Annotated in this window: 20 protein-coding genes and 1 tRNA gene; 11 read left to right on the top strand and 10 right to left on the bottom strand. The window is 75.7% G+C overall.

Going from position 1 to position 18,637, the window contains the following annotated elements; genetic code table 11:
- Positions 1-118: 118 nt before the first annotated feature.
- On the bottom strand, positions 119-1,036 hold the full coding sequence (gene rarD / locus ACI79Y_RS02795) for an EamA family transporter RarD (RefSeq protein ID WP_457157030.1): 918 nt from the start codon (positions 1,034-1,036) through the stop codon (positions 119-121).
- Between the two features lie 97 nt (positions 1,037-1,133).
- On the opposite strand from rarD, the gene ACI79Y_RS02800 reads away from it, so the two are divergent.
- Both ACI79Y_RS02800 and ACI79Y_RS02805 read left to right on the top strand, forming a co-directional pair.
- Positions 1,134-1,532 carry a DUF5313 family protein gene (locus ACI79Y_RS02800; protein ID WP_457157031.1) on the top strand — a complete coding sequence of 133 codons (399 nt, stop codon included), beginning with the start codon at positions 1,134-1,136 and terminating at the stop codon, positions 1,530-1,532.
- A 22-nt stretch (positions 1,533-1,554) separates the two neighbouring features.
- Positions 1,555-1,965 (top strand): Rieske (2Fe-2S) protein, encoded by a 411-nt coding sequence (locus ACI79Y_RS02805; RefSeq protein WP_457157032.1) that lies wholly within the window; start codon positions 1,555-1,557, stop codon positions 1,963-1,965.
- A gap of 6 nt (positions 1,966-1,971) precedes the next feature.
- Here the strand turns inward: ACI79Y_RS02805 and ACI79Y_RS02810 are convergent, their stop codons facing one another.
- Complete coding sequence (locus tag ACI79Y_RS02810; RefSeq protein WP_457080452.1) at positions 1,972-2,181, bottom strand: dodecin; 210 nt, start codon at positions 2,179-2,181, stop codon at positions 1,972-1,974.
- 90 nt (positions 2,182-2,271) lie between these two features.
- A tRNA-Thr gene (locus tag ACI79Y_RS02815) sits at positions 2,272-2,343 on the bottom strand.
- Positions 2,344-2,433: 90 nt separating this feature from the next.
- Between ACI79Y_RS02815 and ACI79Y_RS02820 the strand changes: the two genes are divergently transcribed.
- A complete protein-coding gene (locus ACI79Y_RS02820; RefSeq protein WP_457157033.1) occupies positions 2,434-3,303 on the top strand; it encodes an NAD(P)-dependent oxidoreductase in 870 nt (289 codons plus the stop codon).
- Positions 3,304-3,325: 22 nt separating this feature from the next.
- Here the strand turns inward: ACI79Y_RS02820 and ACI79Y_RS02825 are convergent, their stop codons facing one another.
- Positions 3,326-4,042, bottom strand: coding sequence for a hypothetical protein (locus tag ACI79Y_RS02825; protein WP_457157034.1), 717 nt, complete (start codon positions 4,040-4,042; stop codon positions 3,326-3,328).
- A 172-nt stretch (positions 4,043-4,214) separates the two neighbouring features.
- Between ACI79Y_RS02825 and ACI79Y_RS02830 the strand changes: the two genes are divergently transcribed.
- The 3 genes from ACI79Y_RS02830 to ACI79Y_RS02840 all read left to right on the top strand — a co-directional run bounded on the left by ACI79Y_RS02830 (position 4,215) and on the right by ACI79Y_RS02840 (position 8,013).
- Positions 4,215-4,979 (top strand): ABC transporter permease, encoded by a 765-nt coding sequence (locus ACI79Y_RS02830; RefSeq protein ID WP_457157035.1) that lies wholly within the window; start codon positions 4,215-4,217, stop codon positions 4,977-4,979.
- Positions 4,980-5,093: 114 nt separating this feature from the next.
- A complete protein-coding gene (locus ACI79Y_RS02835; protein ID WP_457157036.1) occupies positions 5,094-6,632 on the top strand; it encodes a S1C family serine protease in 1,539 nt (512 codons plus the stop codon).
- A gap of 88 nt (positions 6,633-6,720) precedes the next feature.
- The gene (locus ACI79Y_RS02840; RefSeq protein ID WP_457157037.1) at positions 6,721-8,013 is read left to right on the top strand and encodes a DUF445 domain-containing protein; all 1,293 of its coding nucleotides are present in this window, start codon (positions 6,721-6,723) and stop codon (positions 8,011-8,013) included.
- Positions 8,014-8,100: 87 nt separating this feature from the next.
- Here the strand turns inward: ACI79Y_RS02840 and rlmB are convergent, their stop codons facing one another.
- The 5 genes from rlmB to ACI79Y_RS02865 are packed head-to-tail and all read right to left on the bottom strand — an operon-like array spanning position 8,101 to position 12,211.
- The gene (gene rlmB / locus ACI79Y_RS02845) at positions 8,101-9,084 is read right to left on the bottom strand and encodes a 23S rRNA (guanosine(2251)-2'-O)-methyltransferase RlmB (protein ID WP_457157038.1); all 984 of its coding nucleotides are present in this window, start codon (positions 9,082-9,084) and stop codon (positions 8,101-8,103) included.
- Positions 9,069-10,466, bottom strand: a complete 1,398-nt coding sequence (gene cysS / locus ACI79Y_RS02850) for a cysteine--tRNA ligase (protein ID WP_457157039.1) — start codon at positions 10,464-10,466, stop codon at positions 9,069-9,071. The genes rlmB and cysS overlap by 16 nt, the downstream gene beginning before the upstream one ends.
- Positions 10,463-10,987, bottom strand: coding sequence for a 2-C-methyl-D-erythritol 2,4-cyclodiphosphate synthase (gene ispF, locus ACI79Y_RS02855; protein ID WP_457157040.1), 525 nt, complete (start codon positions 10,985-10,987; stop codon positions 10,463-10,465). Before ispF ends, cysS begins: the two co-directional genes overlap by 4 nt.
- Positions 10,984-11,679, bottom strand: a complete 696-nt coding sequence (gene ispD, locus ACI79Y_RS02860; RefSeq protein WP_457157041.1) for a 2-C-methyl-D-erythritol 4-phosphate cytidylyltransferase — start codon at positions 11,677-11,679, stop codon at positions 10,984-10,986. The genes ispF and ispD overlap by 4 nt, the downstream gene beginning before the upstream one ends.
- 49 nt (positions 11,680-11,728) lie before the next feature.
- On the bottom strand, positions 11,729-12,211 hold the full coding sequence (locus ACI79Y_RS02865; RefSeq protein WP_153362320.1) for a CarD family transcriptional regulator: 483 nt from the start codon (positions 12,209-12,211) through the stop codon (positions 11,729-11,731).
- A 130-nt stretch (positions 12,212-12,341) separates the two neighbouring features.
- Here ACI79Y_RS02865 and ACI79Y_RS02870 point away from each other — a divergent pair, with 130 nt between their 5' ends.
- From ACI79Y_RS02870 to disA, 4 genes are all read left to right on the top strand, one after another.
- Positions 12,342-13,202 carry a UbiA family prenyltransferase gene (locus ACI79Y_RS02870; RefSeq protein WP_457157042.1) on the top strand — a complete coding sequence of 287 codons (861 nt, stop codon included), beginning with the start codon at positions 12,342-12,344 and terminating at the stop codon, positions 13,200-13,202.
- 202 nt (positions 13,203-13,404) lie between these two features.
- The gene (locus tag ACI79Y_RS02875; RefSeq protein WP_457157043.1) at positions 13,405-14,061 is read left to right on the top strand and encodes a copper chaperone PCu(A)C; all 657 of its coding nucleotides are present in this window, start codon (positions 13,405-13,407) and stop codon (positions 14,059-14,061) included.
- 58 nt (positions 14,062-14,119) lie between these two features.
- Entirely contained in the window at positions 14,120-15,487 is a 1,368-nt protein-coding gene (gene radA / locus ACI79Y_RS02880) for a DNA repair protein RadA (protein ID WP_457157044.1), read from the top strand.
- Positions 15,488-15,614: 127 nt separating this feature from the next.
- Positions 15,615-16,697, top strand: a complete 1,083-nt coding sequence (gene disA / locus ACI79Y_RS02885; RefSeq protein ID WP_153362306.1) for a DNA integrity scanning diadenylate cyclase DisA — start codon at positions 15,615-15,617, stop codon at positions 16,695-16,697.
- A 90-nt stretch (positions 16,698-16,787) separates the two neighbouring features.
- On the opposite strand, the gene ACI79Y_RS02890 is transcribed toward disA, so the two are convergent.
- The gene (locus tag ACI79Y_RS02890; protein ID WP_457157045.1) at positions 16,788-17,483 is read right to left on the bottom strand and encodes a MucR family transcriptional regulator; all 696 of its coding nucleotides are present in this window, start codon (positions 17,481-17,483) and stop codon (positions 16,788-16,790) included.
- A gap of 163 nt (positions 17,484-17,646) precedes the next feature.
- Here ACI79Y_RS02890 and ACI79Y_RS02895 point away from each other — a divergent pair, with 163 nt between their 5' ends.
- Positions 17,647-18,555 carry an A/G-specific adenine glycosylase gene (locus ACI79Y_RS02895; RefSeq protein WP_457157046.1) on the top strand — a complete coding sequence of 303 codons (909 nt, stop codon included), beginning with the start codon at positions 17,647-17,649 and terminating at the stop codon, positions 18,553-18,555.
- The last annotated feature ends 82 nt before the right edge of the window (positions 18,556-18,637 follow it).

Genomic DNA, 18,637 nt, shown 5'->3' on the forward strand with positions numbered 1-18,637 from the left:
CTGCCTCCGGGAGGTCGGGCGCCGTGGGCGCCGGTGGTCGATCGCGGTCGACGGTAGCCCCGGGCACCGACAGTCCCGGGCAACCCGCGGCGCGCGCCGGGGATGCCGGCGCACCCGGTCAGAGACCGGCGGGCATCGGCTCGGCGGCGGCGGCGCGCCGCGCCGCCCGGGCGGCCCGCAGGCTGTCCGCGCTGAAGACGGCCAGCGCCACCCACACGATGGCGAACCCCGCCAGCCGGGCCGGCGGCATCGGCTCCCCGTAGACGAAGACGCCGATGGACAACTGCATGAGCGGGGTGACGTACTGCAGCAGGCCGACGGTCGACAGCGGCACCCGCCGGGTCGCCGCGGCGAACAGCAGCAGCGGCACGGCGGTGGCCAGGCCCGAGCTCACCAGCAGGAGGGTGTGACCGGCGCCGGCATGGCCGAACGCGGCCTGCCCGTCGGACTCCAGGAGGCCCATGACCACCAGCGCCGGGAGGAACACCACGGCGGTCTCGACGAGCAGGCCCGGCGCCGCATCGACCCGGACCACCTTCTTCATCAGGCCGTACAGGCCGAAGCTGGACGCCAGGGCCAGCGCGATCCACGGCGGGTGCCCGTAGTCGACGGTGAGCACCACCACCGCCGCCAGGGCGATGCCCACGGCCACCCACTGCAGCCGGCGCAGCCGTTCCCGGAACACCAGCACGCCGAGGACGACGCTGACCAGCGGGTTGATGAAGTAGCCCAGCGACGCCTCGACCACGTGCCCGGAGTTGACCGCGTAGACGTAGACCAGCCAGTTCACCGAGATCAGCCCGGCGGCGGCGGCCAGCACCAGCAGCGCCCGCCGGTCACCGACGGCCCGCCGTACCTGCCCCCAGCCGCGGCGCACGCTCAGCAGCAGGGCGACGAACAGCAGCGACCAGGCGACCCGGTGCGCGACGATCTCCAGTCCGCCGGCGGGTTCCAGCAGCGGGAAGTAGAGCGGGAACAGCCCCCACAGGGAGTAGGCCCCGAGACCGGCGAGCACCCCGACCCGACGTTCGTCCACCGGCGCACCGTACGCCCGCCGCGGCGGTGGGTTGCGCGCGGCAACCAGCCGGCGGGACCCGTCGGCGACCGCCGCCCCGTCGTCCTACCGTGGGCACGTGCCTGCCGGACGCCCCAACCCGGTCCAGTGGCTCTGGTACGCCTACGGGGGCGGCCTGCCGCCGCACCTGGCCGACTGGGTGCTGGCCGACACCACCGGGCCCACCTGGGTGGGCCGGCACCTGCTGCGCGCCCTGGTCCAGCTCACGCCGGTGCTCGTGCTGTGCCTGCTTGTCCCGCCCGTGCCCCTGGGGATCCGGATCACGGCGGCGGTCGGCGGCCTGGTCATCGGGGGCATGTTCGCCGTCGCCTACATGACCGAGACCACCGAGCACCGCGCGGTCAAGGCCGGGTGGCCACCCGGGACGACGGCGCGACTGCGTGCCGAGCGCGTCGAGCGCGAACGGCTCGAGCGCCGCGCCCGGTACCGGTCCGGCGGCGCCGGCAGCTTCGACTGAGGGCCACCGGCAGGATGTCGCCGTGCACCCCTGCTTCTCCCGCCGCGCCCTGCTCGTCGGCGCCACCGCCGGCCTGGGCGCCGGCACGCTGACCGCCTGCGCCGGCGCCGACGTCCCCGAGGTCACCGGCGCATCGGCGGGCAGCCGGCTGGTGGCGCTCGGCGAGATCCCCGTCGGCGGCAGCTACGAGCTGTCGGTGGACGGCCGGCGGATCGTGCTGAGCCGTCCGGCGGACGACGTCGTCGTCGCGTTCGACGCCGCCTGCACGCACCAGGGCTGCGCCGTCCGGCCGGCCGACGACGAGCGGCTGGCCTGCCCGTGCCACGGCTCGGTGTTCGACGCCGGCACCGGGGAGGCCCTGACCGGACCCGCGAGCGAGCCGCTGGCCCCGGTGGCGGTGCAGGTGTCCGGCACCGACGTCGTCCTCGCCTGAGCGGCGTCAGTCCTCGACGCGGAAACCGATCTTGAGGGTGACCTGGAAGTAGGCGACGTCGCCGTCGACGACCTGACCGCGGATCTCGCTGGTCTGGAACCACTCGATGTGCCGCACGGTCTCCGACGCCTTGCGGATGGCGGTGCGGACGGCGTCGTCGACGCTGGTGGTGGAGCTGCCGACGATCTCGCTCAGCCGGTAGACGTGGTCGCTCACGACGGACTCCTCGCGGGGGGGGGTGCTGCCCGGGCGGCAGCGGTCGCACCGACCCTGACACGCGACCGCGCACCCCGCGAGCGGGAGGAGAGCCCCATGTCCGGATTGAACGGACGACCTTTCGCTTACAAGGCGAGTGCTCTACCACTGAGCTAATGGGGCGAGGCCGAGGCCGGCGTCGAGGCTACCGGCCGCCCCCTCCGCCGGGCACCCGCGCTGCCGGTCCGCCGGGCCGGGGAGAGGATCGGCGTCATGACGAACCCGGTGGTGGCGGTCCTCGGTACGGGCGTGATGGGCGCGGGCATGGTGCAGTCCCTGCGCCGGGCGGAGGTCCCGGTGCGGATGTGGAACCGCACCGGCGACAAGGCCCGGGCGTTGACCCCCACCGGCGCGGAGGCGTTCGACTCCCCCGCCGAGGCGGTCGCCGGGGCCGACGTCGTGCTCACCATGCTCTTCGACGCCGACGCCGCGATCGAGGTGGTCCGGCAGGCCGGGCCACCGGCCGGCACGGTCTGGCTGCAGTGCTCGACGGTGGGCGTCGAGGGCGCCGACCGGGTCGCCGAGGTCGCCCGGGAGCTCGGCCTCGTCCTCGTCGACTGCCCGGTGCTGGGCACCCGGCAGCCGGCCGAGCAGGGCCAACTGGTCATGCTCGCCTCCGGGCCAGCCGAGCAGCGGGAACGGCTGGCCCCGCTGCTGGACGCGATGGGGCGCAAGACGGTGTGGGCGGGCGAGGCCGGCGCGGGCAGCCGGCTGAAGATGGCCTGCAACGCCTGGCTCGTCTCGATCAGCGTGGGCACCGCGCAGTCCGTCGCCCTGGCCCGAGGGCTCGGGGTCGATCCGCAGCTGTTCCTCGATGCCGTCGACGGCGGCCCGATGGACACCCCCTACGCGAAGCTCAAGGCCGGCAACATGCTCACCGGCGAGCACCCGGTGAGCTTCGGCCTGACCGGCGCCACGAAGGACGCCCGGCTGATCCGCTCCGCGCTGCAGCTCGCGGGGGTGCCCGACCAGTTCGACGCCGCGGCGGTCGCGCTGATGGAGCGGGCGATCGAGCGGCTGCCCGACCCGGGTGCGGTGGACCTGAGCGCGCTGATCGAGGGGTTCGCCCCGGACGGCGCCTGACCGACGAGGGCGCCGGGTTGCCTCAGGCCGCGTCGGAGCCGGCCGCCGGGTCACCGGAGACGTAGGCGGCGGGGTCGCTGTCGACGGTGGCCCCCTCGGCCAGCCACCGGGCGAAACCGGCCGGGTCGCGGCGTTCCAGCTCGTCGAGCGCCTCCTGCCGACGGCGGACCAGCTCCTGCCGGGCACGCGGCTCGCGCACCTGCCCCAGCGCCGCGGAGGTGCGCACCCACTCCCGGCCCAGCGCCGCCACGCTCATCGCGTGCGCCCAGGCTCCGGGGCGGAGCTCCCCCGAGCCCACCACCGGAGTCCCGCTGCCCGGCCCGCCCGGGGGCAGCGGGACGACGTCGGCCAGCCCCGTCGTCGGCCGCGGCGTGGACCGCTGCCCCCGGTTCCGCCGGCCGGAGGAGAGCAGCCACCGGACCACCAGCCAGGCGAGCCCGCAACCGACCAGCAGGGTGGTCACGACGCCACCGGCGGCCACCGCGCTGCCGTTGAGCACGAGCAGGACGCCGACCGTTCCGGCGGCCGCGCGCCAGCCCGCCTCGGCCACCTGGTGCCGTGGCCGTGCCGGCACCGACTCCCGCGCGACGCCGACGGCCACGCAGGCGCTGACCACGGCGGCGAGCACCACCGCGATCAGGCCGGCACCGCCCAGGGCGGCGGCTCCGATCGCCGCCAGCACGGCACCGAGGCCGAACAGCAGGGCGAGTCCGATGCGGGCGGGCGCACGACGGAGCACCGGGGACCTCCGGGACGGGGAGCTGCGCACAGTACGGCGACGGGCAACACGGCGACGGGCAGGGCGGCGGGTCGGCGCCCGCGGACCAGGAGTTCCCCGGAATCGGCCGGTTCACGCCCGCCGAAGCGGCCGCCGGCGCGCCGCGCCCCGCCGGACGGCACGATGACCCCCCGTGGACGGCTCGATGGTGGACCTCGGACCGGGGCTGGCGGTCGCCGTCGTCGCCCTGACGGCGCTGGCCGCGGTCGCGGGGCGGCTGTCCGGCCTCGGCCAGGAGCGACCGGTCCTGGTGGCGGCGGTACGGGCGGCCGCACAGCTGGCGGCCGTCTCGGTTGTCCTGGTCGCGGTCGTCTCGTCGTTGTGGCTGTCGGCGGCGTTCGTGCTGCTCATGGTCGGTGTCGCCGGGGTGACCGCCGCCGGCCGGATCACCGGCCGCCCGCTGCGCTCCCCCGGCGCGGGTCCCCGGGTGCGCGCCACCGTCCTGGCGATCGTGGCCGGCGCGGCACCCGTCGTCGCCCTGGTGCTGGCCAGCGGCGCGGTACCGCTGCGCGGGGCGGCGGTGATCCCGGTCGCCGGCATCGTGATCGGCGGCGCGATGACCGCGACCTCGCTGGCCGGCCGCCGGCTGCGCGACGAGCTGGACCAGCGGCGCGGCGAGGTCGAGGCCGCGCTGTCGGTCGGGCTGCTCCCCCGGGACGCCGTCCTGGAGGTGGCCCGCCCGGTGGCCGCCACGGCGCTGGTGCCGGCGCTGGACCAGACCCGGACGGTCGGGCTGGTCACGCTGCCCGGCGCATTCGTCGGCGTCCTCCTGGGCGGCGGGAGCGCGCTGGAGGCCGGTGCGGCCCAGCTGCTGGTGCTCGTCGGCCTGCTGGCCGCGGAGGCGATCGCCGTCTGGGTGACCACCGAGCTGGTCGCCCACGGCGACCTGCGCGCGTGAACCGACGCTTCCAGGGAACTCACAGCCCACCACCAGCCTCGGCCCAGAGCCGGGACGCACAGTGGTGTCATCGCGGCGGGGAGGTCCTGCCGCGACGTGGGAGGACCAGCGACGATGACTGAGCAGAACCGCCCGGCCGACGACACCGCGTCGGACCGCACCCCGGCCGCCGGGAGCTCCAGCGGCGGCTGGCCGGCTCCGGCTCCGGCTCCGGCTCCGGCTCCGGCTCCGCAGGGTCCGGCTCCGGCTCCGCAGGGTCCGACCACCCCGCAGACCGCCCCCGGTGCCCACTCGACGGGCCAGCCGGCGAGCCAGGCCCCGGCCACCGGCTGGCAGGCGCCCGGCGCCCCGGCCACCGGCTGGCACGCCCCGGCCGCCGGCACCGGGTTCGGCGCCGAGCGTCAGCAGACCCAGCAGTTCGCCGCCCCCGCCGGCGGCCACCGCCCCTGGCCGCCGGCCGGCTGGGGCGCGCAGCACACCGCACAGCAGCCCACGTACGGCGGCCAGCCCGGCGCCCTGCCGCCGGCCTTCACCCCGCCCGCCGCGGCCAAGCCGGCCGGCCGCTGGAAGATGGGCCTGGCCGGCCTGGTCGCCGGCGCCCTGATCGGCGGCGGCGCCGGTGCCGGGGTGGCCACGCTCACCGACAACGGCGGGTCGTCCACGCCGGGCACGGCGAGCGCGCAGAGCGTCACGATCACCGACCCCGAGCGGGCGACGACGGCGACCGCCGCGGCGGCCAAGGCCGCGCCGAGCGTGGTGACCCTCTACGTGAGCTCCGGCTCCGGGTCGGGCTCCGGCTCGGGTGTGGTCCTCACCGAGGACGGCTACGTGCTGACCAACAACCACGTGGTGTCCCTCGACGGCGCGGGCGGGAACGCCACGGTGCAGGTGCGCACCAGCGACGGCACGCTGTACGACGCCACGGTGGTCGGCACCGAGCCGTCCTCGGACCTGGCCGTGGTGCGGCTGACCGACGCCAGCGGGCTCACGCCGGCCGGGTTCGCCGACTCCGACGAGGTGCAGGTCGGCGACCTCGCGGTGGCCATCGGCGCCCCGCTGGGGCTGTCCAACACGGTCACCGACGGAATCATCAGCGCGACCAACCGCGCCGTGCAGACCGGCTCGACCCAGGACGAGAACACCGTGATCGACGCGATCCAGACCGACGCGGCGATCAACCCCGGCAACTCGGGTGGCGCGCTGGTCGACGCCGCCGGCGAGGTGATCGGCATCAACACCGCGATCGCCACGGTCCCCTCCAGCGGCCTGCCCGGCCAGGACTCGCAGAGCGGCAACATCGGCGTCGGCTTCGCCATCCCGTCGAACACCGCGCAGCGCATCGCGCAGCAGATCATCGAGACCGGCTCGGCCAGCCACGCGCTGCTGGGCGTCAAGGCCCGCACGGCGTCCGCCAACGGCTCCCCCGTCGGCACCGGCGCCCAGCTGGTCGACGTCGACCCCGGCAGCCCGGCGGCCGACGCCGGGCTCCGGTCCGGCGACGTGATCACCGCGGTGGGCGACCGGGCGATCACCACCTCCACCGAGCTGACCGCGGCGATCCGCAGCGCGGAGCCCGGCGACACGGTCACCCTCACCGTGCGCCGCGGTGCGGACAGCCAGCAGGTCGACGTCACCCTCGACGAGACCAGCTGACCACTGGGCCCCAACCCGCAACGACAGGGACCCCGCAGCCGCACCCCGCGGCTGCGGGGTCCTCGTCGTTGCTCCTAGGCTCGTGCGGGTGCCGGGCCCGCAGCAGTCACCGTCCCTGGCCGTTCCCCTCGCCGGAGCGCTCGACGACCCGCAGCGGGCCGCCGACCTGCGCAGGATGAAGCGGCTGGCCACCGGGCTGTTCGGGCTCGCCGCCGCCGTCTTCCTGGGCTGCGTGCTGCTGGGCGAGGACGCCGGGGCGTGGGTCGGCTACGTGCGCGCGACCGCGGAGGCGTCGATGGTGGGCGCGCTCGCCGACTGGTTCGCGGTGACCGCCCTGTTCCGGCACCCGCTGCGGCTGCCGATCCCGCACACCGCGGTCATCCCGCGCAAGAAGGACCAGATCGGCACCAGCCTGGGCACGTTCGTGCAGGAGAACTTCCTGACCCGGGCGGTGGTCGAGGAGCGGCTGGCCACCGTCGACGTCCCCGGCCGACTCGGGGCCTTCCTGGCCTCCCCCGGCCGTGCGGAGCGGCTCGCCGGGGACGCCGGCGCCGCGCTGGGCGCGCTCACCGACCTGCTCAAGGACGACGAGCTGCAGCCGGCCGTCGCGGGCTTCGTCGACCGCAAGCTCCGGGAGACCCCTGCCGCCCCCGCCGTCGCGCGGGGCCTGGAGCTGATGGTCGACGGCGATCGGCACCAGGAGGTGCTGTCCGCGGCACTGACCGGGCTGGCGAACTTCCTGGCGGACAACCGGCTGGTGTTCCGCGCGCGGCTGGGCGACGCCTCCCCCGCCTGGGTCCCCGACTGGGTCGACGACCGGGTGTTCGACCGGGTGTTCGACCTGCTACAGGGCTTCCTCGCCGAGGTCGGCGCCGACCCGCGGCACGAGCTGCGGCGCAGCTACGACCAGCGACTGCGCGCCTACGTCCACCGGCTCCGCACCGACCCGGCGGCCGCTGTCCGGGTGGAGCAGTTCAAGGAGGAGCTGCTCGACCACCCGGCGGTGCGCACCTGGTCGGGGTCGCTGTGGACGACGGCGAAGACCGCCGTGGTCACCGCCGCCGCCGACCCGGACTCCGAGCTGCGCGCCCGGGTGGTCGGCCTGATCCGCTCCGGCGCCGGGGTGCTGCAGACCGACCCGACGGTCCGGGAGCTGGTGCAGCGCCAGTCGGTGCGCGCGGCCGGCTACGTCGTCGAGCGCTTCGCCGGCGACGCCGCGGACCTGGTCGGCAGCACGGTGGCCCGCTGGGACACCGAGGAGACCAGCCGCCGCATCGAGCTGCAGGTCGGCCGGGACCTGCAGTGGATCCGGGTCAACGGCACCGTCGTCGGCGGCCTGGCCGGGCTGGTCATCTACACGATCGCCCAGCTGCTCGGCTAGCCATCGCAGCGGCGAGGTCGCCCTGCGAGGTGCCGCCGAGGAGTGCGCCCGGAGGGTCCGCGATCGAGTGGTGGAGCGGCTACGTGCTCAGCCGCGGCGGGCGGTGGCGGCGGCGAAGAGGGCGATGGAGGCGGCGACGCTGACGTTGAGCGACTCGGTGTCCCGGGTGATCGGGATGGAGACCACGACGTCGCAGCGCTCGCGCACCAGCCGGGACAGGCCGGCGCCCTCGGCACCGACCACCAGGGCGACCGGGTCGGCCAGCCCGTCGTACTCGTGGATGCTCATGTCCCCGTCGGCGGCCAGGCCCACGGTCTGCAGGCCGGCGTCCTGGTAGGAGGCCAGGCTGCGGGCCAGGTTGGTCGCCCGGGCGACCTGCAGCCGCGCCGCGGCGCCGGCGCTGGTGCGCCAGGCCGAGCCGGTCATGCCGACGGCCCGGCGCTGCGGGATGACCACGCCGTGCGCGTCGAAGGCGGCCGCCGAACGGATGATCGCGCCCAGGTTGCGCGGGTCGGTGACCCCGTCCAGCGCCACCAGCAGCGGCGGGCGGCCGGAGTTCCGGGCGATGTCGAGCAGGTCGTCGGGGTGCGCGTAGTCGTAGGGCGGCACCATCAGGCCGATGCCCTGGTGCAGCGCCCCGTCGCTCATCCGGTCGAACTCGGCCCGGCCGACCTCCATCAGCGGCAGACCGCGGTCGGCGGCCAGCTGCACCGACTCGGCGATCCGCTCGTCGGTGGCCGCACCGCCCCGGGCGTCGCCGGTGACCACGTAGAGCGCGGTCGCCGGGATCTGCGCGCGCAGGGCCTCCAGCACCGGGTTGCGGCCCAGCAGCAGCTCGGGGGCGTCCTCGTTGCGCTGCCGCGCGCGGGCGCGGTCGTCGCGCCGGGCAGCGACCGCCTGGGCCTTCTTGTAGGCCGGGTGGTGCGGTCGCGCCGCCGCCGGCGGGGTGGCGCCCCGGCCGGCCAGCGACCGGCGGTTCTTGCCCCCGGTGCCGGTCGTCGCGCCCTTCTTGCTCGCGCCGCTCGTGCGGCCGCGCCGCTGGCTGTTGCCGGCCATCAGGTCAGCTCCCATCGTGTGCCCTGGGGGGTGTCCTCGACCTGCACGCCCAGGGCGCCGAGCTGGTCACGGATGGCGTCGGCGGCCGCGTAGTCCTTGCGGGCGCGGGCCGCGGTGCGCTGCTCGAGCGCGAGGTGCACCAGGCCGTCGGTGACCTCGACCAGGCGCCGGTCACCGGCGTCGGCCCACTGCGGGTCGAGCGGGTCCAGGCCCAGCACGGCGAGCCCGCCGCGGACCGCGCCGAGCAGCTCGGCGACCCGGTCGGCGTCGCCGTCGGCCAGGGCACTGTTGCCGGCGCGCACCTGCTCGTGCAGGTGGGCGACGGCGGCGGGGGTGCCCAGGTCGTCGTCCATCGCGGCAGCGAACTCCGGGGTGGCGACCGGCTTGCCGGAGTCCGCCCCGACCCGCTCGGCCGCCTTGCGGACGAAGGACTCGATCCGGCGGTAGGCGACCCCGGCCTCCTCCAGCGCGGCCTCGGTGAACTCGATCGTCGACCGGTAGTGCGGGGCCACCAGGTAGTAGCGCAGCTCGACCGGGCGCACCCGCCGGACGACCTCGTCGACCAGCGCGGTGTTGCCCAGCGACTTGCTCATCTTCTCGCCGCCCATGGTCACCCAGGCGTTGTGCAGCCAGTACCGGGCGAACCCGTCACCGGCGGCCTGGGACTGGGCACGCTCGTTCTCGTGGTGCGGGAAGCGCAGGTCGAGCCCGCCGCCGTGCACGTCGAACTCCGCACCCAGGTACTTCTCGGCCATCGCCGAGCACTCCAGGTGCCAGCCGGGTCGGCCGCGCCCCCAGGGCGTCGGCCAGGAGGCGGTGTCCGGCTCGCCGGGCTTGGCCGCCTTCCACAGCGCGAAGTCGCGGGGGTCGCGCTTGCGCTCGTCGGTGTCGGTGTCCGCAGCCGGCTGCAGGTCGCCCACCTTCTGCCCGGTCAGCTCGCCGTAGCCGGGGAAGGACCGGACGTCGAAGTAGACGTCGCCGTCGACGACGTAGGCGTGCCCGCGCTCGACGAGCCGCTCGATGAGCTCGACCATCTCCGGCACGTGCCCGGTCGCCCGCGGCTCGTAGGTGGGCGGCAGGGTGCCCAGCACCTCGTAGGCGCGGGTGGCGGCCCGTTCGTTCTCGTACGCCCAGGCCCACCACGGCACGCCGGCGGCAGCGGCCTTGGTCAGGATCTTGTCGTCCACGTCGGTGACGTTGCGGACGTAGGTGACCTGGTTGCCCTGGTGCTCCAGCCAGCGGCGCAACACGTCGAAGGCGACGGCGAAGCGGATGTGGCCGATGTGCGGCGGACCCTGCACGGTCAGGCCACAGACGTACATGGAGACCTCTCCCGCACGCAGGGGCGTGAAGTCACGCACGGCACGCGCGGCCGTGTCGTACAGGCGGAGGCTCACCGCGCCGAGTCTACGGACCGCGTCTCCCCTGGTCCCGAGCGCACGACCAGCGCGGTCGCGACCGCGGCGCGGCCCTCGCCGCGCCCGGTCAGCCCCAGCCCGTCGGTGGTGGTGGCGGTGACGCTGACCGGCGCACCCAGCGCGGCGGAGAGCACGGCCTCGGCCTCGGTGCGCCGGGGACCCACCTTCGGGGTGTTCCCGATCAGCTGCACGCTCGCGTTGCCGATCGTCCAGCCGGCCTCGGTCAGCACCGCGCGCACGTGCTCGAGCACGGCCACGCCCCGGGCACCGGCCCAGCGCGGGTCGTCGGTGCCCAGCAGGCCGCCGATGTCACCCAGGCCCGCGGCGGAGAGGACGGCGTCGGTCAGCGCGTGGGCGACGACATCACCGTCGGAGTGCCCGGCGCAGCCGTCGGCACCGGGCCACTCCAGCCCGGCCAGCCGGCACGGCCGGCCGGACTCGATCGGGTGCACGTCGGTGCCGATGCCGACGCGGGGCAGGTTCACGGGGTACTCGGTCACCATTCGACTCCGAACCATTTCACGGTCAGCTCGGCCACCCGCAGGTCGTGCGCCACGGTGATCTTCGCGGCCCGCTCGTCGCCGGCCACGGTGTGCACCGGGATGCCGGCGGCCCGCACCACGGAGGCGTCGTCGGTGAACTCCGCCGCCGCGCCGTGCGCGGCGGCGTAGGCGGCCACCAGCGTCGTGCGGTCGAAGCCCTGCGGTGTCTGCACCCTGCGCAGCGACGGGCGCGGGACGTCGGCGGCGACCACCCCGTCGTCGTCGACCACGACCGTGGTGTCCACGACCGGGAGCACCGGGACGACGGCGCGGGCACCGGCGGCCAGCGCGGCCAGCACGCGGCCGACGACGTCGGGCGGGGTCAGCGGGCGGGCCGCGTCGTGCACGAGCACCGCGGTGCCCCCCCGGTCGCCGGTGTGCCCGCGAGCGGCGGCCAGCGCGGCCCGTACCGAGGCGGTGCGGGTGTCGCCGCCGACGACCACGTGCACGTCGCCGGGCAGGACGGCGGTGAAGGCGGCCTGCTGCGGGCCCGGGACGGCGACGACGACCTCGTCGACCCCGCCGGCGCGCAGTGCGTCGACCGCCCAGCAGACCAGCGGCCGGCCACCGAGCGGGACCAGCGCCTTCGGCAGTTCCGCCCCCAGACGCAGACCACTCCCGGCCGCTGCGACGATGCCGACAGCGTGCACGGGAGTGGTCTGGGTGTCTGCGGAGCGCAGGTGGATCAGCTGCGCCCGATCAGGACGCGAGGACCTCGTCGAGCAGGACCTCGGCCTTGTCCTCGTTGGTGCCCTCGGCGAGCGCCAGCTCGCTGACCAGGATCTGGCGGGCCTTGGACAGCATCCGCTTCTCGCCGGCGGAGAGGCCCCGGTCCTTGTCGCGGCGCCAGAGGTCGCGCACGACCTCGGCGACCTTGTTCACGTCACCGGAGGCCAGCTTCTCGAGGTTGGCCTTGTAGCGGCGCGACCAGTTGGTCGGCTCCTCGGTGTGCGGGGCCCGCAGGACCTCGAAGACCCGGTTGAGACCCTCCTGGCCGACGACGTCGCGAACGCCGACGATCTCGGCGTTGTCGGCCGGCACGCGGACGGTCAGGTCGCCCTGGGCGACCTTCAGCACGAGGTACGACTTCTCTACGCCCTTGATGGTGCGCTGCTCGATCGCCTCGATGAGCGCCGCGCCGTGGTGCGGGTAGACAACGGTCTCGCCAACAGTGAAGCCCATGTGGATGTGACCCCTTTCGCTCGGCCCAGGTTACCACGGGAGAATGCGGTCGGGCTCGGCAGAGTGCGACAAAAGTGCAGGTCAGCGGCGTGATCGAGGTCAGCCGGGGGTTGACAGGGAGGCGGTCGGTGTGCAGTCGGACGATGTCGCACGCCGGCCCGGCCCGCTCACGACCGCCGCGGCGATGGCCCGCGCGACCCACCTCGGACCGGCGCTGGCGGTCACCACCGTGGCCGTGCTGCTGGCACTGGCCGCCGGCGTCCCCGCCGGGCGGACCGCGCTCGTCGGGGCCGCGGTGCTGGCCGGACAGGCGGCCATCGGCTGGTGCAACGACTGGCTGGACGCCGACCGGGACCGGGCCGTGGGCCGCACCGACAAGCCCGTCGTCCAGGGGCTGCTCACCCCTGCGCTCTTGCGCCGGGCGACGCTCGTCGCGGTCGCGGTCGCGGTCGGCGCGTCCCTGGCCCTGGGCGTCGTCCCCGGCCTGCTGCTGCTGGTGCTGCCCGCCAGCGGGCTGGCCTACGACGCCGGGCTCAAGCGCACCGCCTGGTCACCGCTGCCCTACCTCACCGGCTTCGGCGCACTGCCCGCCGGCGTGGTCGCCGCCGCGCCCGGCGCCCCGGCCGCCCCCTGGTGGCTGGTGGCCGCCGGCGCGGCACTCGGCGGGGCCGCGCACGTCGCCAACGTGGCTCCCGACGTCGACGACGACCTGGCCACCGGCGTCCGCGGCCTGCCGCATCGGCTCGGCCGGGTCCCCTCCGCGGTGGCCGGCGCGTTCCTGCTCGGTGCCGCCACCCTGCTGCTGGTGCTGGGTCCGGCCGGAGCGCCCTCCACCGCCGGGTGGCTGGCCTGCCTGGTGGCCGCCCCGACCGTCGTCGTCGCGGCGCTGGCCGGCCGACCGCGGGCCCAGCGGCTGGCCTTCCCCGCGGTGATGCTGCTGACCGTGCTCGACGTCGTCCTGCTGCTGGCCGGGGGCGCGTCGCTCACCTGAGCGGGGCCAGAGCGGGTCGGTGCCCAGCGCCTGAGCTGGGAAGTCGGCGTCCGCCGGGTCACCCCCGGCCGGCTGCCCCAGGGTGCGTGCGCCCGCCACGGTCCTCACCTCCCGGCGGACATGGTGGGGGGACCGTTAGGCTCAGCGCGACTCGTGCCACCGGCGTCCTCGGTGGCCGGCACGTCTCCTGGAGGTCGACGCTGTGAACCGCGCACCGCGCGTTGCCGTGATGGGCGCCCTGCTGCTCTCCCCGATCGCGTTCACCGCATGCAGCGCCGGCCAGGTCGCGCAGACGGCCGAGCAGGAGCGGGACAAGGTCGGCGCGATGGCCTCCGCCGGCGACCTGCGTCTCCGCGCCCTGAACCTGGCCTACCCGCCCGGCGGCACCTACTCCAGCGGGAGCGACGCCCGACTGGTGGGCGCCGTCGCGAGCTCGGGCAACACCGAGGACACCCTGGTGTCGATCGAGGGCGACGCGTTCGACGGCGTCGAGGTGGTCGACCCCTCCGCCGCCGTTCCCGCCGCCGCGGCCAGCGGCTCCGATGAACTGGACCTCACCGTCCCGCCCCAGGGCATCCTGCTCCTGACCAGCGGCGACGGACCCACGATCACCCTGACGGGCCTCGACGAGGAGCTCGGGGTGGGCCAGTACATCGACGTCACCTTCGTCTTCGAGGAGGCCGGCGAGGTGACCGTCCCGGTCCCGGTCGGCACGCCCCCCCGCGACCTGCCCCGCGGTGAGGCGTTCGACTGGCACCACGAGGAGGAGGGCATCGAGAGCGGGGAGAGCCACGGGACCGAGCCCGGGTCCGAGCCGACCGAGCCCGGGTCCGAGTCCTCCGAGTCCGCGGACGAGTGAGCCCCCGGCTCACCCGCTCCTCCACCGTTCTGTCGTACCCCGCCACCACGATGGCGGAGTGCCCCCCTCCGGCGTGAAGTCCGCCCGCCCCGCCCACCGCTGCTCCGAGTGCGGCCACTCCTCCGCCAAGTGGGTCGGCCGCTGCCCCGAGTGCCAGGCCTGGGGCACCCTGCAGGAGGTCGGCGCGATCGCCGCACCGCTCCGGGCGGTCTCGGCCGGCCCGGTGAGCGCGAAGGCCCGACCGATCGCCCAGGTCGAGCTCGCCGGCGCCCGCGCCGTGCCCACCGGCATCCCCGAGTTCGACCGGGTGCTCGGCGGCGGCCTGGTCCCCGGCGCGGTGCTGCTGGTCGCCGGTGAGCCCGGGGTCGGGAAGTCCACGCTGCTGCTGGAGGTCGCGCACCGGGTCGCCGCCGCGAACGGCCCCACGCTGGTCGTGTCGGGCGAGGAGTCCGCCGCGCAGGTGCGGCTGCGCGCCGAGCGGATCGACGCCCTGCACGACCAGCTCTACCTGGCCGCCGAGACCGAGCTGTCGGCCGTCCTCTCCCACGTGGAGGACGTGTCCCCCTCGCTGCTGGTCCTCGACAGCGTGCAGACCGTGCGCTCCCCGGCGGTCGACGGCACCGACGGCGGCGCCAGCCAGGTGCGGGCCGTGGCCAGCGCGCTGACCGCCGTCGCCAAGACCCGCGGGATGACCACCATCCTCGTCGGCCACGTGACCAAGGACGGCGCCATCGCCGGTCCCCGGGCCCTGGAGCACCTGGTCGACGTCGTCATCTCCTTCGACGGCGAACGGCACTCCACGCTGCGGATGATCCGGGCCACCAAGAACCGGTTCGGCCCGGCCGACGAGATCGGCTGCTTCGAGATCGGCGACGGCGGCGTGGTCGGCGTCCCCGACCCCTCCCACCTGTTCGTCTCCCGGCGCTCGGCCCCGGTGCCGGGCAGCTGTGTGACGGTGACCATGGAGGGCAGCCGGCCACTGCTGGCCGAGGTCCAGTCGCTGGTGGCGACCAGCGGTGGCGGTGGCTCGCCCCGGCGGGCGGTCAGCGGCCTGGACTCCCAGCGGGTGGCGATGGTCAACGCCGTCGTCGAGCGCCGGGGGGGCATCCGGCTCGGGGACGCCGATGTCTTCGCCGCCTCGGTGGGCGGCGTGCGGATCGCCGAGCCGGCCGCCGACCTCGCGCTGGCGCTGGCGATCGCCTCCGCCTCGAAGGACACCCCGCTCCCCGCCGGGCTGGTCGCCATCGGCGAGGTGGGCCTGTCCGGTGAGATCCGCCGGGTCGGCGGCACCGGCCGGCGGCTGGCCGAGGCCGCCCGCCAGGGGTACACGGCGGCGCTGGTCCCGGCCGACTCCGGGCCGGCCCCGCAGGGCATGCGCCTGATCGAGGTCGCCGACCTGGGCGGCGCGTTCGCGCGGCTGTGGTGACGCGGCTGTGGTGACGCAGCGTGTCGAGGGCTCGGACGGCCACCCGCGAGGGGGACCCGAGATGACCGAGCAGCAGGGGGAGCCGCGTAGGATCAGCGGCCGTACCGCCCGACCGTCAGGAGCGCTCGTGCCCCCCGCTGTGGACCCCGAGGCCGCGCTGCGGGAACTGCTCGGTCGGATCGCCCCGGGAACCGCGCTCCGGGACGGTCTGGAGCGGATCCTCGCCGGCCGCACCGGAGCCCTGATCGTGCTCGGCTACGACCGGGTCGTCGAGTCGCTGTGCACCGGCGGGTTCGCCCTCGACGTGGCCCTGTCGGCCACCCGGTTGCGCGAGCTCGCCAAGATGGACGGCGCGGTGATCGTCTCCTACGACGGCACCCGGATCGTGCGCGCCGGTGTGCACCTCATGCCCGACCCGACGATCCCCACCGAGGAGTCGGGCACCCGGCACCGCACCGCCGAGCGGGTGGCCCTGCAGACCGGGTTCCCGGTGATCTCGGTCAGCCAGTCGATGCACATCATCTCCGTCTACGTCACCGGCCGCCGCTACATCCTCGAGCACCCGACGACGATCCTGGCCCGCGCCAATCAGGCGCTGAGCGCCCTGGAGCGGTACAAGCTGCGGCTCGACGAGGTCGCCAGCACGCTGTCGGCCCTGGAGATCGAGGACCTGGTCACCGTGCGCGACGCGATGAGCGTCAGCCAGCGGCTGGAGATGGTCCGCCGGATCGCCGACGAGATCGAGGGCTTCGTCATCGAGCTCGGCACCGACGGCCGCCTGCTGGCCCTCCAGCTGGACGAGATGCTCGCCGGCGTCGAGGAGGACCGCGGGCTGCTGGTCCGCGACTACCTGCCCAGCGGCCGGCGCGGCCGCACTGGCGAGGAGGTCCTGGCCGACCTGCGGGCACTGTCCGCCACCGAGCTCCTCGACCTCTCCGCGGTCGCGCGCTGCTACGGGCTCCCCACCTCTCCCGACGCTCTCGACTCCCCGGTCAGCCCGCGCGGGTACCGCCTGCTGGCCCGGGTGCCGCGGCTGCCCGCCGGCATCATCGACCGGCTGGTCACCCACTTCGGCGGGCTGCAGAAGCTGCTGGCCGCGACGATCGAGGACCTGCTCGCCGTCGAGGGCGTCGGTGAGGCCCGCGCCCGCGGCATCCGCGAGGGGCTGTCCCGGCTCGCCGAGACCTCGATCCTGGACCGCTACTCCTGATCGGCCGTCCCCTGATCGGCGCAAGCCCGGTGGCCCCCTCGCAGGGCCCCGCCGCGAGCCTGCGAGCGGTGGGGGCGAGGGGGCCCTTGATCAGGTGAGGGTGAACTGGGCGTCCGGGCTGGTGCGCGTGTCCAGGCGCCCGCGGAGGACGTAGTCGCCCGGCGGGGGCGGCGTCCGCTCGGTGGCGCAGCCGGGGGTGCTGGTGAGCCCGCCCCACAGCACCGGGAAGACGACGGACTCCCCCGGCTGCAGCGTCCGGACGTCGGAGCTCGCCTCCGGGAAGCAGTCGTTGCTCCCCCAGAGCCGGTTGTCCGCGCCGTCGAGCAGCACGATCTCCTGCAGTTGCTTGTCCAGGGTGCGCACGCACGGCACCGCCGACACGTTGCTCACCACCAGGTCGAACGTGGGCTTGCTGCCGACCGGGGTGGTCGCGGGCCGAGGCTGGACCTCGACCGCGATCATCTCGTCGCTGCACCTGTCCCCGGGGGCCGGCCCGGTGGGCTCCGGCGGGGGTGTGCTGGCGGGCGCTCCCGCCGTGGGTGATGCCGTGGGTGAGGCCGTGGGCACCTCGACCGCGGCCAGCGACGGGCTCACCTGGTCCAGCAGCGGCGGGTCGACCGGTTCCCCGCTCACGGGCGCCTCCGCAGCGACCTCGGCGTCCTCGCCCGTGGCGGCCGCGACCGCCACCCAGCCGCCGCCGCCGAGCACCCCCACGGCGCACCCGAGCACGAGCAGCCGCCGCCGCCAGTAGACGGCGGCGGGCAGCGGGCCGACCGGGTGGAGCACACGGCGACGCTAGCCGCCCGTCCGCACCGGTGGCCGCGCGCCACGCCCGGACCACGCGGCCTCCGACCGCGCAGGTCGACCGGCCTCACCGACCCGCAATCCAGCGGTTACGCTCCGTGGCGAACCGGTCCACCGCGTCGGGCACGGGGCAGACTGGGCCCTCGTGAGCGCTCTCCCCGACACCGACCGGTCCGCCGCCGACGACGTCGAACCGGTCGGGGAGACGATCGTCGACTGGTACGCCCGGGCGGCACGCGACCTGCCCTGGCGGGCGCCGGGCACCGACCCGTGGGCGGTCCTGGTCAGCGAGGTGATGCTGCAGCAGACCCCGGTGGCGCGGGTGGAGCCCGTCTGGCGTGAGTGGCTGCGGCGCTGGCCCACCCCCGCCTCGCTGGCCGCGGAGAGCCCCGCGGAGGTCATCCGCGCGTGGGGAAAGCTGGGCTACCCCCGGCGGGCGCTACGGCTGCGCGAGGCGGCAGTCGCCCTCACCCAGCGCCACGGCGGCCAGGTGCCGGCCGAGGTGGCCGAACTGGAGGCCCTGCCCGGCGTCGGCACCTACACCGCCCGGGCGGTCAGCTGCTTCGGCCACGGCCGGCGGCAGCCCGTCGTCGACACCAACGTCCGCCGGGTCGTCGCCCGCCTGGTGCACGGCCGCGCCGAGGCTGCTCCGGCCCGCGCCTCGGACCTGACCGACATCGCCACGCTGGCGCCGGTCGACGACGCCCGGGCGGTCCGCTTCTCGGTGGCGGTGATGGAGCTCGGTGCGCTGGTCTGCGTCGCCGGGACACCGCGCTGCCCCGCCTGCCCGGTGCGCGACCGCTGCGCCTGGCGGCTGGCCGGCTCCCCTGCCCACGACGGCCCGCCACGCCGGGTGCAGAAGTTCGCCGGCACCGACCGGCAGGTGCGCGGCCGGCTGCTGGACGTACTGCGCGCCGCGGAAGGACCGGTGGAGGCCGACGCGTTGGTGCCGGCCTGGGACGACGCCGTCCAGCGCTCCCGCTGCCTGGACTCGCTGCTGGTCGACGGCCTGGTCGAGCAGACCGCCGACGGCCGGTTCTCGCTGCCCGCCTGAGACCCCACCGGGGGCGGCGGCCCGTCCTGGCTCACCGTGCGTGCTCCTGGCTCACGTCCCAGCCTGAGCCAGGAGCACGCAC

This window comes from Modestobacter sp. SYSU DS0875 (assembly GCF_054050915.1).